Origin of the sequence: Nocardia sp. NPDC051787, from assembly GCF_040681325.1 — a bacterium.
Taxonomy (GTDB): Bacteria; Actinomycetota; Actinomycetes; order Mycobacteriales; family Mycobacteriaceae; genus Nocardia.
In genome coordinates this window covers 50,272-63,171 of record NZ_JBFAYO010000017.1, presented here as the reverse complement: position 1 = coordinate 63,171, position 12,900 = coordinate 50,272, and the positions used below count along the sequence as shown (strand labels likewise).

General features: G+C 68.2%; 11 protein-coding genes. All 11 read right to left on the bottom strand.

The annotated features are described in order from the left end of the window. Positions 1-244 precede the first annotated feature (244 nt). Complete coding sequence (locus tag AB0M45_RS19525) at positions 245-739, bottom strand: hypothetical protein (RefSeq protein WP_364330647.1); 495 nt, start codon at positions 737-739, stop codon at positions 245-247. 292 nt (positions 740-1,031) lie between these two features. After that, positions 1,032-1,934, bottom strand: coding sequence for a pyridoxal 5'-phosphate synthase lyase subunit PdxS (pdxS, locus tag AB0M45_RS19520; RefSeq protein ID WP_364330644.1), 903 nt, complete (start codon positions 1,932-1,934; stop codon positions 1,032-1,034). Positions 1,935-2,351: 417 nt separating this feature from the next. Continuing rightward, the gene (locus AB0M45_RS19515) at positions 2,352-3,395 is read right to left on the bottom strand and encodes an NUDIX domain-containing protein (RefSeq protein ID WP_364330936.1); all 1,044 of its coding nucleotides are present in this window, start codon (positions 3,393-3,395) and stop codon (positions 2,352-2,354) included. After that, positions 3,395-4,519, bottom strand: a complete 1,125-nt coding sequence (locus AB0M45_RS19510; RefSeq protein ID WP_364330641.1) for a glycosyltransferase family 4 protein — start codon at positions 4,517-4,519, stop codon at positions 3,395-3,397. Before AB0M45_RS19510 ends, AB0M45_RS19515 begins: the two co-directional genes overlap by 1 nt. Next, entirely contained in the window at positions 4,516-5,484 is a 969-nt protein-coding gene (locus AB0M45_RS19505) for a phosphatidylinositol mannoside acyltransferase (RefSeq protein ID WP_364330638.1), read from the bottom strand. The genes AB0M45_RS19510 and AB0M45_RS19505 overlap by 4 nt, the downstream gene beginning before the upstream one ends. A 162-nt stretch (positions 5,485-5,646) precedes the next feature. Then, positions 5,647-6,342, bottom strand: a complete 696-nt coding sequence (gene pgsA, locus AB0M45_RS19500) for a phosphatidylinositol phosphate synthase (protein ID WP_364330635.1) — start codon at positions 6,340-6,342, stop codon at positions 5,647-5,649. Positions 6,343-6,365: 23 nt separating this feature from the next. After that, positions 6,366-6,965 carry an HIT domain-containing protein gene (locus tag AB0M45_RS19495; RefSeq protein WP_364330632.1) on the bottom strand — a complete coding sequence of 200 codons (600 nt, stop codon included), beginning with the start codon at positions 6,963-6,965 and terminating at the stop codon, positions 6,366-6,368. Between the two features lie 64 nt (positions 6,966-7,029). Further along, positions 7,030-9,093 (bottom strand): threonine--tRNA ligase, encoded by a 2,064-nt coding sequence (gene thrS, locus AB0M45_RS19490; RefSeq protein ID WP_364330629.1) that lies wholly within the window; start codon positions 9,091-9,093, stop codon positions 7,030-7,032. A 266-nt stretch (positions 9,094-9,359) separates the two neighbouring features. Next, the gene (locus tag AB0M45_RS19485; RefSeq protein WP_364330626.1) at positions 9,360-9,974 is read right to left on the bottom strand and encodes a (2Fe-2S)-binding protein; all 615 of its coding nucleotides are present in this window, start codon (positions 9,972-9,974) and stop codon (positions 9,360-9,362) included. Then, positions 9,971-10,402 carry a TIGR02611 family protein gene (locus tag AB0M45_RS19480; RefSeq protein ID WP_364330623.1) on the bottom strand — a complete coding sequence of 144 codons (432 nt, stop codon included), beginning with the start codon at positions 10,400-10,402 and terminating at the stop codon, positions 9,971-9,973. The genes AB0M45_RS19485 and AB0M45_RS19480 overlap by 4 nt, the downstream gene beginning before the upstream one ends. Before the next feature lie 110 nt (positions 10,403-10,512). After that, on the bottom strand, positions 10,513-12,762 hold the full coding sequence (locus AB0M45_RS19475) for a bifunctional SulP family inorganic anion transporter/carbonic anhydrase (protein ID WP_364330620.1): 2,250 nt from the start codon (positions 12,760-12,762) through the stop codon (positions 10,513-10,515). Between the last annotated feature and the right edge of the window lie 138 nt (positions 12,763-12,900).

Sequence of the window (12,900 nt, the reverse complement as noted above, 5' to 3'; positions counted from 1 at the left end):
GATAGATGCGCATGACAACGTATCCATATGTCTGCGCTGCTAGGTCAGACCAGGCGATGACCGCCGTCCACGTGCAGCACGGTGCCGGTGATGAACGGATTGCGCATGAGGCCGACCATGGCCTGGGCCTTAGCTCGAAGCTGACACCGGAGCCCTGAAAACGGTTCGGCCCGGCAATCGCGCAGGCGTTGCCGGGCCGGAACCGGTCGAGCGAAGCGCGACGCGACCGAGCCACCGAGGACGGTCAGGGGGCGCAGGCCGGGGACTGCTGGTTCAGGTTGGCCAGCGCCTGGCAGGCCCATGCCTTCTGGACTTTCCATTTGCCGCCGTCCAACACGAAGGGCACGTCGACCTGGTTCTCCTGGCCGTTGAGGATGAACTTGGCCTGTGCGGTGACGCTGTCGCCGAAGGCGGTGACGCCGGTGACCACGACCGTGGCGTTGGACTGCCGGAACGCCTCTGCCAAGCGGTTCGGCAGTCCGGGGTCGGCCTCGATCCCCTGCACGGAGTCGAGCTTTTCCTCGTTCGGCACCGCGGGATCCAGCGCGCGTTGCAGCAGGGCGTTGAGTTGATCGACGGTGGGCGGTGCGGGCGTGGTGGGAGTCGCCGCGGCGCCGGTCGTGGTGCGGGCCGGCGGGCTGGAGTCACTCGTTTCGTCGTTGCCGCAGGCGGCCAGGCTCAGGGCGGCCGCCATAGCCAACCCCATGACGGTAATACGTCCGGTCTTACGAAGCTTCAACTGTTCGTCCTTTGCGTTCGGAGGTTCCCCGACGGTGCGAGGACACGAAACGGCTATAAGCAATCGAATGGCGAAGCTACTGAGCGTGTTTGTGGGAACCCTGAGACTACTTTCTGGCCGCCGTGAGAGTCGGACGGCAGCGGCCGACACGCGGGTCGCGCTACGCCGGGGACAGTTCCTCCGCTGGCGCGGCGACCAACCCCGTCGGCCGCCCGCGCCAACCCACGCCGATCATGTCGGGCCGGTACCGCAGCTGCCGCAGTTCCACGCGGCAGACGCTACCGGCCCGCGATCACCAACCGCGCTCGGCCAACCGGTGCGGCTGCGCGATCTCCTCGACGTTGATGCCGACCATGGCCTCGCCCAGACCGCGCGACACCTTGGCCAGCACGTCCGGATCGTCGTAGAACGTGGTGGCCTTGACGATCGCGGCGGCGCGCTGTGCCGGGTTGCCGGACTTGAAGATGCCCGAACCCACGAAGACGCCCTCGGCACCGAGCTGCATCATCATCGCGGCGTCGGCCGGGGTCGCGATACCGCCCGCGGTGAACAGCACGACCGGAAGCTTGCCGGTCTCGGCGATCTCGCGCACCAGCTCGTACGGTGCCTGCAGTTCCTTGGCCGCGACGAACAGCTCGTCCTCAGGCAGCGCCGACAGCCTGCGGATCTCCTGACGGATCTTGCGCATGTGCGTGGTCGCGTTGGACACGTCACCGGTGCCCGCCTCGCCCTTCGAGCGAATCATGGCGGCGCCCTCGGTGATCCGGCGCAGCGCCTCACCCAGATTCGTCGCGCCACAGACGAACGGCACGGTGAAGTTCCACTTGTCGATGTGGTTGGCGTAGTCGGCCGGGGTGAGCACCTCGGACTCGTCGATGTAGTCGACGCCGAGGCTCTGCAGGATCTGCGCCTCCACGAAGTGACCGATGCGGGCCTTCGCCATGACCGGGATGGAGACGGCGGAGATAATGCCCTCGATCATGTCCGGATCGCTCATCCGGGACACACCGCCTTGGGCACGGATGTCGGCCGGAACGCGCTCCAGTGCCATCACCGCGACCGCGCCGGCGTCCTCGGCGATCTTGGCCTGCTCCGGCGTGACGACATCCATGATCACCCCGCCCTTGAGCATCTCGGCCATGCCGCGCTTTACGCGGGCGGTGCCGACGGTCTGGGTGGTCTCGGGCGTGGTCACGGCAAACTCCTCCAGGCATGTGCGCCAATTGGTTGCTCGGAATCGAACGCCACGATTCTAGGCGGCCGCAAAAGGCCACTTGATAGCCAGTTGGAGTGCACTGGCCTGGTGCGATCCAGCCAGACAGTGCCCTACGCCGGGAAGACTCGGCGAGCGTGCCGTCCCGGCGCGGCATTTCTCACAGCGGGCCGACCACCAGCAACTGCGCCCAGTACTCCGCGGCAGCGGGGCCGAGCAGCGGCAACAGGAAATCGAACAGCAGGTACGACATGAACGAACTACCTCCACGACCGAGCAGGAACGGCCCCGTTTATCGGGGCCACGACGCCGAATTCCTCCGCGTCCAACGACAGCACTACCCTTCGGCGCCCTGATTCATCGCGACGGTATCACGATCGTGAAACACGACACATCCGCTCAGCGGATGGAGCGGACCTCGGGGTCGGTGGTTCCCGACGCGGCCGCGGCGGCTTCGGCGAGCAATTCATCCAGGTGATACGGGTACACGGTTTCACCGCCGCGGTCCAGCGCGACGATGTCGGCGGCCGTGCACCATTTGTGACCGGTGATGGAGCGGCGCTCGATCACGGTCTGGTTCGCGGCGTGCGGTTCGAAACCGTGCACTCGCAGAGCGAAGAACAGCTCTTCGGAACGGATCAGCTCACCATTGAAAGGGAATACCGCCACCCGCCGCCAGATCGGGCCGCGCAGGGCGGCCGGGTCGGCGCGGTACCCGGTTTCCTCGTAGAGCTCCCGCACCGCCGCGACGCGCAGGCTCTCCCCCGGCTCCACCCCGCCGCCTACGGTGAACCAGAACGACACCTCCGGCGTTTTGGGATCGTTGCCGCGCATCAGCAGGGTCCGGTCGTGCTCGTCGAACAGCACGATGCGCGCGGTGGTGCGGATGGTGTCGACCGCAAGGCCGGTGGACGCGGCGGGCGTGGCGCGCTCGGTGATCTCGAAATAGGACGGCAGCGGGGCCGTGCCGCCGAGGTGCAGGATGCGGACCGGGCGGCGGGTGCGCAGCGCGAGCGTGTCCCGCACGGCGTCGTTGTGGAAGCGGCGCGCGATCAGCACCCTGGCTTCGGCGTCGGCCAGCTCGGCGACCAGTTGCGGACGCAGCATGCCGATGTCGACCGCCGACAGCACCGAAGACAACTGGTTCTCCACCGTCTCCCGGTCTGCGGGACCGGCCCGCTCGGCCCGGTCCGCCAGCGCCGACAGATGCCGGGCCTGCTCCGACAGCCTCGGATCGGACACCGGGCCCGCGATGGCCATGGCGACCGACCGGGCCACCACCGCGCGCCGTGCCAACGCCGCGTCGAGGGCCTGCCAGGACAAATCGGAGCGCACATGCAGCCGGTCGAGCCGATGGGCGGTGGAGTACGCCCACAGCCCGATCGCGATGACCACCGCGGCGATGAGCGCGAGAACGAGGACGGTCGTCGCGGAGAAGGTGATCATCCGGCGGCCCGCACCCTGGTGTCGCCCACGGTCACCGTCTCGTAGACGCGCAGGATCTGTTCGGCCACCACCGGCCAGTCGTACTCGCTCACCACCTGCGTCGCGGTATGCACCAGCGCCTCCCTGCGCACCTCGTCGGTGAGCACGGTGTGCAGTGCGGCGGCCAGTGCCACCGAATCACCGACCGGGACGAGCATGCCGGCCGTGCCGTCGCGCAGGACCCGGCGGAACGCGTCCAGTTCGCTGGCCACGACGGGGGTGCCCGCGGCCATCGCCTCGATCAGGATGATGCCGAAGCTCTCGCCGCCCAGGTTGGGCGCGACGTAGACGTCCGCGCTCCGCATCGCCGAGGCCTTGTCCTCGTCGGACACCTGCCCGAGGAAGCGCAGATGCCCGGACAGGGCACCGGACTCACGGCGCAGCCGGTCTTCATCCCCCCGGCCCACGATGAGAATCTCGACGTCGGGATGTCGGCGCACCAGATCGGGCAGCGCGCCGAGCAAGACCTCCATCCCCTTGCGCGGCTCGTCGTAGCGGCCCAGGAACAGCACCGTGCCCCCGGCGCGGGGATAGCCCGGCAGCATTGGCGCCCTGGCAAACGCGGGAACATCGACGCCGTTGGGGATCTCCACCGCATCCGAGCCCAATGCCTCCACCTGCCAGCGCCGCGCCAGCTCGGAGACCGCGATACGGCCGGCGATCTTCTCGTGATACGGCCGCAATACGCCCTGAAAAGTGCTCAGCACCAACGATTTCGTCGTCGAGGTATGGAAGGTCGCGACGATCGGGCCCTCGGCGATCTTCAGCGCGAGCATCGACAGACTGGGCGCGTTGGGCTCGTGGATGTGCAGCACGTCGAAATCGTTGCCGTCGATCCATCGGCGAATCCTGGTGTAAGCCATGGGACCGAACGACAATCGCGCCACCGACCCGTTGTAGGGGATGGCGACCGCGCGTCCCGCCGAGACCACGAACTCCGGCAGCGGCGTATCGTCCGACGCCGGCGCCAGCACGCTCACCTTGTGCCCGCGTTCGATGAACACCCGCGCCAGCTCGACCACATGCGCCTGCACTCCACCCGGGACATCGAACGAATAGGGGCAGACCATGCCGATCTTCATGTCGTTACGTCCCCCTGCTGGGCCCGGATGCTCGCCTGGGCGGCGGCGATCATGGCGCGACGCTGCGGCGACAGGTCGCTCTCCCACAGCGGTTGCAGCATGTGCCAATCCGCCGGATGCTCGGCGATATTCGCCGCGAAGCGGTCCGCCAATTGCTGGGTAGCCGCGGCGACACCACCGGAAACGTCCAGCGGCGCCTCGGCTTTCAGGCCCCAGCCCTCGCGCCCTTCGGCATCAGTGTCGAACCACGCGTGCACCGGCATCAGCGCGGCGCCGGTCTCGATAGCCAGCTTCGCCGCGCCCGCGGGCATCCAGGTGCGCTCACCGAAGAACTGAACGGGAACACCTTTGCCGGTGAGGTCGCGCTCGCCCATCAGGCAAACGAACTTGTTCTCCCGCAGCCGTGCAGCCAACTGCTCGAACGGCGGCTGCTCGCCGCCGGTCAGCGGGAACACTTCGAACCCGAGGCTCTCCCGGTAGGCGACGAACCGCTCGAACAGCGATTCCGGCTTCAGCCGCTCGGCCACGGTGGTCAGATTGCCGTAGTGCTGCACCAGCCAGACACCGGCCATATCCCAGTTGCCGGAGTGCGGCAGCACGAAGATCACGCCCCGGCCCTCGGCGAGCGCGGCGTCGATGAATGGCACACCGTCCACGAAGTAGTCGATCGCGGAATGGTCCATCGCCGGCAGCCGGAACGCCTCGCGCCAGTACCGGGCGTAGGACCGCATGCCGGCGCGAATCAGCTCGTCGGGCACGTCGGCGGGGAGCACCCTCAGCACGCGGGCCAGGTTGCGCCGCAATTGGTTCGGCGCACCGCCCGCATGGAACTCCCGATTGGCGCGCCGGGCTGCCCGGTCGCCGCCCCAGTCGAACAAACGCCGGGCCGTCGGTTCCGGCAACGCACGCACCAGCCGCCAGCCCGCCGCGTATCCGGTGGCGGCGAGCTGCTCCCCGATGCTCATGCTGTGTCCTCTCGCGCATGAGCGGAGCCCGCCATGGTCACGCTGCGCTGCCTCCTCCGGGCCTGACCACTCATGCGCACCTCTCCGCTGCTCGTCCGTGCTCCATCGGCATGGGCGTCCGGACGCCACCGTCGACAGGTCGGCGTCCGGCACCGGGTGAGGTCACGACGGGAGCCCTGTGGCGTCGGCGGTTCCCGTGCTCGAATTGCGCGGCTGCATGGCCGGTATCACGGTTCGCGCCCCTGGCGAATTACGCACGGCCAGCACCCGCTGGACGACGGTGACGATGCTGAGCACCGCGAGAATCCACATGGCGACGTGGACGGCGTAGGTGAGCCATTCGATGCCCCAGTGCCCGCCGATACCCGTGAAACCGGCGCCGACCAGCACGATGATCAGGCGGTCCGGTCGTTCGATGAGGCCGCCGTCCGCGGACAGCCCACTTGCTTCGGCGCGCGCCTTGGCGTAGGAGATCACCTGCGAGGTCACCAGGACGACAAGCGTCGCGACGAACAATGGTTTGTGCTGCTCATGGTAGACAGCCCACCACGCAAGACCCCCGAAGATCGCTCCGTCGGCGAGACGGTCACAGGTGGCGTCCAGCACCGCGCCGTATTTCGTACCGCCGCCGCGCGCCCTGGCCATGGCCCCGTCGAGCAAGTCGAACATGACGAACAACCAGATCACCATGGTTCCCCAGAACAGGTGTCCGGTCGGGAACAACGTGACCGCGGCGATGATGGAAGCGGTGGTGCCGATCAGCGTCATGGCATCGGGCGTGAGGCCGGTGCCGACCAGGGCCCGGCCCAGCGGCGCCGTCGCCTTGGCGAACGCCTCGCGGCCGAGGAAACTCAGCACGGCCGATCCGCCCGGTCGCTCATCTACGCCTCCTTCCAGGCCGCCGCGAGCAGCGCCCTGGTCTCCCGCAACAATTGCGGCATCACCTTCACCCCGCCGATCACGGTGATGAAGTTAGCGTCACCGCCCCAGCGCGGCACGATGTGCTGGTGCAGGTGGTCGGCCAGCGAACCGCCGGCCACCCCGCCGAGGTTCAACCCGACGTTGAAGCCGTGTGGCCGGGACACCTTCTTCACCACCCGGATGGCCTGCTGGGTGAAGGCCATCAGTTCGGCGCTCTCGGCCTCGGTGAGGTCCTCCAGGTTGGCCACCTTGCGGTACGGCACCACCATCATGTGCCCGGGGTTGTACGGGTACAGGTTGAGTACCGCGTACACCAGCTCTCCCCTGGCGATCACCAGTCCGTCCTCGTCGGACATCTTCGGGATATCCGTGAACGGATGACCCGTCGAATCCTTGGGCCCGGTTGCCGCCTCCGCGATGTAGGACATGCGGTAAGGCGTCCACAGCCGCAGCAGCCGATCCGGTTCCCCGGCGCCGGCGTCCACGATGGCGCCCCGTTCGGCCGAGGCCGCGGTCTCGTCCAGATCCGCGAGCCCGTCCGGCACCGTGCGCTCGGTCATGCCGTGTCCTTTCGGGCATGAGCGGCGCCCCGCGTGGTTACGCTCCGCTGCCGGACCAGATGGTTCATGCTCCACCCTTGCTCGCGGAGCGGATCTCGAAACCCTCGGCCGTCGGCGACGCGTTCTCCCGGCGGGCGATCCACGCAACGATGGTGGCCACCGCGTCGTCCACCGGCACACCGTTGACCTGGGTGCCGTCGCGGAACCGGAAGCTCACGGCGTTCGCGTTCATGTCGCGCTCACCGGCGAGCAGCATGAACGGCACCTTCTGCGCGGTGTTGTTGAAGATCTTCTTCTGCATCCGGTCGTCGCTGCGGTCCACCTGCGCACGGACGCCCTCGTCCTGCAGTCGCTCGATCACCCGATCCAGATGCGGGACAAAGGTTTCCGCCACCGGGATGCCGACAACCTGCACGGGCGAGAGCCACGCCGGGAAGGCGCCCGCGTAGTGCTCGGTGAGCACGCCGAAGAAGCGCTCGATCGAGCCGAACAGCGCACGGTGGATCATCACCGGCCGCTGCTTGCTGCCGTCGGAGGCGGTGTATTCCAGGTCGAACCGTTCCGGCAGGTTGAAGTCGAGCTGGATGGTCGACATCTGCCAGGTACGGCCCAGCGCGTCCTTGGCTTGCACCGAGATCTTCGGGCCGTAGAACGCGGCGCCGCCCGGATCGGGCACCAGCTCCAGTCCGGAGGCCGAGGCGACCTTGGACAGGGTCTCGGTGGCCTCCTCCCAGATCTCCTCGGAGCCGACGAACTTCTTCGGGTCCTTGGTGGACAGTTCGAGGTAGAAGTCGTCGAGGCCGTAGTCCTTCAGCAGGTCGAGCACGAACCGCAGCGTGTCGGTGAGCTCGCTGTGCATCTGCTCTTTGGTGCAGTAGATGTGCGCGTCGTCCTGGGTCATGCCGCGCACCCTGGTCAGGCCGTGCACCACGCCGGACTTCTCGTAGCGGTACACCGAGCCGAACTCGAACAGCCGCAGCGGCAGCTCCCGATACGACCGGCCGCGCGCGCGGAAGATCAGGTTGTGCATCGGGCAGTTCATCGGCTTGACGTAATAGTCCTGGCCGGGCTTGCGGACGGTGCCGTCCTCGTTGAGCTCCGCGTCCAGATGCATCGGGGGGAACATCCCGTCGCGGTACCAGTCCAAGTGCCCGGAGACCTCGAACAGGTGGCCCTTGGTGATGTGCGGGGTGTTGACGAACTCGTAACCGGCCGCCACATGCCTGCGGCGCGAATACTCCTCCAGCTCCTTGCGGATGATGCCACCCTTCGGGTGGAACACCGGGAGGCCGGAACCGAGCTCGTCGGGGAAGCTGAACAGGTCCAGCTCCAAACCGAGCTTGCGGTGGTCACGGCGCTCGGCCTCGGCGAGCAGGTGCAGGTGTTCGTCGAGGGCCTCCTGGGTTTCCCACGCGGTGCCGTAGATGCGCTGCAGGTCCTCGCGGTTCTGATCGCCGCGCCAGTACGCGGCGGAGCTGCGGGTCAGCTTGAAGGCCGGGATGAACTTGGTGGTCGGGATGTGCGGGCCGCGGCACAGATCACCCCAGATCTTCTCGCCGGTGCGCGGGTCGAGGTTGTCGTAGATGGTCAGCTCTTTGCCGCCGACCTCCATGACCTCCGGGTCGTCGATGCCGGACTTGTCGCTGATCAGCTCCAGTTTGAACGGCTCCTTGGCCAGCTCGACCCTGGCGTCCTCGACCTCGACCACCCGGCGCGAGAACCGCTGCGCGCCTTTGACGATCTTCTTCATCCGGGATTCCAGCTTGGCGAGGTCCTCCGGGGTGAACGGCCGATCGACCCGGAAGTCGTAGTAGAAGCCGTCCTTGATGTAGGGACCGATGCCCAGCTTGGCCTCGGGAAACTCCTGCTGCACGGCTTGGGCCAAGACGTGCGCGGCGGAGTGGCGGATGACGTTGCGGCCGTCGTCGGTGTTCGCGGCCACCGGCTCAACATCGACATGGGCGTCCGGGGTCCAGGACAGGTCCTTCAACTCCCCGTCCACCCGGACGACGACGATGGTGTCCGGCCCCTTGGTCGGCAGTCCCGCTTCGCGCACCGCGGCGCCCGCCGTCGTCCCCGCCGGCACCCGGACGAGGGCGACTGGGCTGATGGGCGCTGAAGTGGTCACGGCTGCGCTCTCCTTGGCGTTCTCGTGTGCGGGTGGGTCCCCGCTGAATGGTGGCCGATCGCGTGTTCGCTCCGGCGCGACCATGCTACTGTGCTCCGCTCCTCTGCCTCTCCGGGCCTTCAGGCCGTACCAGTCAGGTGAGGGGAATTCACGTTCAGGTCCTGCGTCGGGTACCGCTCGAGTTCTGGGCGTGCCCGGCGAGTTACCCATGTGCGCACGAAATCAGATGTCGCGTCGGCACGGCCTTCACGCTATTTCTTATTTCCTCAGCTTTCGGCGGCAAGGTCCGCGAGCAGCGCGTTGCGTTCGGCGGCTGGTCGTTTGGGGCAGCTGGTGCACATCTGGCAGCCGGGGACCTCGAAGACCAGGCAGCAGGAGATGCGCCGGACGAAGGTGCGTCCGCCGATCTCGACGAACCGCGGTGCCGGAAGTTTGCCGCCGATCTCGGCGGCCAGCCGCGCGCCCGCGTCCGGCGAACCGGCGTCCAGCGCACGATTGCCGATTGCGTCGGCGGCGATCGCCCACAGTGCGGGGACTCCCGCCCCGGACACCTCGGCAACCGGCGGGATCACGGTGGCGAGCGTGTCGCGCAGGGCCGCCACGCAGCCGACCGGCGCGCCGCCCGCGGCGAGGATGCGCACCCGCTCGATGCCGCCGTCCGGGCGCACTGCACAATCCAGCCGGTCCAGTGCGGCCTCGGGGGCCGGTTCTTGCTGCGCGTACGCCCGCGCGATCTGCTCCACCAGCGCGGAGGCGACCATGCACCACCACAGCGTGCCCGCGATGCGCGGCGACGTTGTCCCCCACGAGTGACCCATTTCCGCGATACGCTCGGCCAGCCACTCGGGTCGGGTGAGCATCCGCCCCGGGACGGTGGTCACCACTGCAGGGGGCTGCGCAACCATTCCCATTCGACTCCGATCCAACTACCCACGATCCCGAACGTTCCCAATACCCACAGCGTTGCGACGACCAGCGCGGCGGTGCCTGCCGCGGCGAACACCCGCATGGCCGGACCCCGGGCCGAATACCAGGCCATGCCCTGCCGGTACCGGTCGCGCAACCACCCCAAAGCCCTACGTGCCCAAGCGAATTCGGTAGCGAGTATGCCGAGCCCGGCGAACACGATCGCCCAGCCGGGGCCGGGATACGGGATCGCGAGGACGCCGACCGCGAGCACGGCGATACCGACCACCGCGACCCCGATCCGGTAGGTGAGATACAGCGTAGGTCGTCGCGCGAGCCCGGCTCGGAAGGCACGCCAGCCGGTCGGCCGATCGGTCGAGCTCGTTTCCAGATCTGCGGTCACGTCCCCAGGGTACGAGCAATCCGGCACCCGGAAATCCGCTCCTCCCACCCGACCGGATACGACGATCCCTCCCGGGCGACGTCCCAGGGCGGGATCACTCGCCTCGTCGATCACACGAGTTCGGCCGCGGGCTGGCGTCCCGCGTCATCGATGTGCGCGATCCCGTTCACGGTCACCTCGACGACCCGGGCACTGGCGATGTCGAAGAACAGACCCGACACCGTGACACCGCGCTCGGCGACCGCCTTGCGGACCGCAGGGTGCCGCCCCAGCGTCTCCAACTGCATCGCGACATTCACCATGCCGAGCTGGTCGACCTCCCCGAACCCGGCCTCCTGCGCCGCCACCGCGACCGGATGGCCCGCACGGAACCGCTCCAGGCTCGGCCGGGCGTGCGTGAGCCAGGCGTCCACACCGGGGACCTCGGCCCCGGAGTGCAGCGCCGCCATGGCTCCACACGACGAGTGCCCGCACACCACTACCGATCGGACGTTCAGCTTCTCCAACGCGAACACCAGCGCGGCCTCGACCGACGCGTCACCCTCGACGGGCACCAGATTGCCCACGTTGCGCACGGTGAACAGGTCGCCGGGCCCGCTGTTGGTGATGATGTTCGGCACGATCCGCGAATCCGCACAGGTCAGGAAGAACGAATCCGGGTCCTGCTTGTCGCGCAGCTCGTCCAGGTGCGGCCGGACGACGTGCGCGTGACTGCGGTGGTAGGCCGCGACGCCCGCGGCGACCGGGTTGTCGTGCTCCTCGCCGTGGCGCCATGGACCCAGGACGTCGTCCCAGACCGATCGGGCGAAGCTCCGCGCGGGCGGCTTCGCCGTGGCGTGCGCCATCCTGGCGCCGCCGATCTCCACGAAGTCGACGCTGCCGCCCTGGTTCTCCTGCTGCCGCGCGAACTCCTCGATGGCCTCGAAGGCGGCGTGATCGAGGAAGTCGACCGTCATCTCCACCGTGACGTCGGCTCCCGCGGGGATCTTCGCGAACTGCGCCGAGAGCTTCGGCAGCGCGAGGAACGTGGCCGAGCCGTCGATGGTGACCAGCCAGCGTCCGGTGCCTGCGACCGGCTCGCCCTTGATCGCCACCCGGACCACCCGCCACAGCAGCAGGCCGAAGGCCAGCCCGAGACCGATCAGCACGCCCTCGAGCAGGTTCAGGAACACCACGCCGAGCACCGTGACCGCGTACACCAGCAGATCACCGGTACGCCGGGCCAGTTTGATGTGGGCCAGCTTGACCAGCTGGGTGCCGATCACGATGAGCAGACCGGCAAGCGCGGCCTTCGGAATCTGCTCTACCACGGAGACCAGCGCCACCGAGAACACCAGAATCCAGACGCCGTGCAGCACCGCGGAGGCCCGGCTGTGCGCGCCCGCCTGCACGTTCGTCGCACTGCGCACGATCACGCCGGTGACCGGCAGGCCGCCGAGCAGGCCGGACAGGACGTTGGCCGAGCCCTGGCCGATCAGCTCGCGGTCGAAGTTCGTTCGCTTGCGCGTGTGCATCTTGTCCACGGCCACCGCGGACAGCAGGCTCTCCACGCTGGCGATCAGCGCGATGGTGAGGATCGCGAGCGCAAGGGCCGACCAGTCGCCGCTGGGCAGCGCGGGCAGGCCGATCGCGTCGAACAGCGAGCCGTTCAGCACGAGGCGCTCGGCGTCGGTCGGCAGTGCCAGGGAGAGCCCGGTGCCCGCGAGGACCGCGACCAGGGGGCCTGGAACCAGGCGGACTTTGGCGGGCATGTACTTCCAGCCGACCATGATCGCGATCACGACCGCGCCGATGAACGCGCCCCCGCCGTGGAGCGAGGTCAGCTGCCCGGGCAGCTCGATGATGTTCCGCCAGGCGGAGCTGTGCGAGGAACCGCCGAGCAGCACATGGACCTGCTGCAGGGCGATGGTGATGCCGATACCGGCGAGCATCGCGTGGACCACCACCGGCGCCACTGCCAGTGCGGCCCTGGCAACGCGACTCAGCCCGAACAGGATCTGCAGCACACCGGCGGCGCAGATGATGAAACAAGTTGTTCGCCAACCGAATTGGTCGATCGTCTCGGCCACTACGACGGTGAGGCCCGCGGCGGGGCCGCTCACTTGCAGGACCGAACCGCCGAGCAGCCCGGCCACGATGCCACCGATCACGGCGGCGATCAGCCCCGCGGCGACCGGGGCTCCGGAGGCGACCGCGATGCCGAGCGAAAGCGGGAGCGCGACAAGGAAAACCACGATCGAGGCGGGCAGATCGTGGCGGAGGATGTCCGTGACGCGGTCGGGTAATGGTCCGGGCTTGCGGTCCGGGCCCGTCGCTGCGGGCGGTGACAGGGGCGGGGCCAAATCCTGGTCGATAGCCATGACTCTCCTTCGCCGACTCGGCTGTTTCGCCGAGGTCGGTTGACGATCAACATGTCCAGCAGGGCACAAGACCGCGAACCGGCATCTCGCGGTGAAGCAGTCCCGACACAGCGATGAGTCGAGATGTAAACGAGGACA

Excerpts from the sequence above, each read along its gene's own strand:
- AB0M45_RS19505 (WP_364330638.1), bottom strand. The coding sequence starts at position 5,484 with ATGAGCATCGGGGAGCAGCTCGCCGCCACCGGATACGCGGCGGGCTGG.
- AB0M45_RS19475 (WP_364330620.1), bottom strand. The coding sequence starts at position 12,762 with ATGGCTATCGACCAGGATTTGGCCCCGCCCCTGTCACCGCCCGCAGCG.
- AB0M45_RS19510 (WP_364330641.1), bottom strand. The coding sequence starts at position 4,519 with ATGAAGATCGGCATGGTCTGCCCCTATTCGTTCGATGTCCCGGGTGGA.
- AB0M45_RS19495 (WP_364330632.1), bottom strand. The coding sequence starts at position 6,965 with ATGACCGAGCGCACGGTGCCGGACGGGCTCGCGGATCTGGACGAGACC.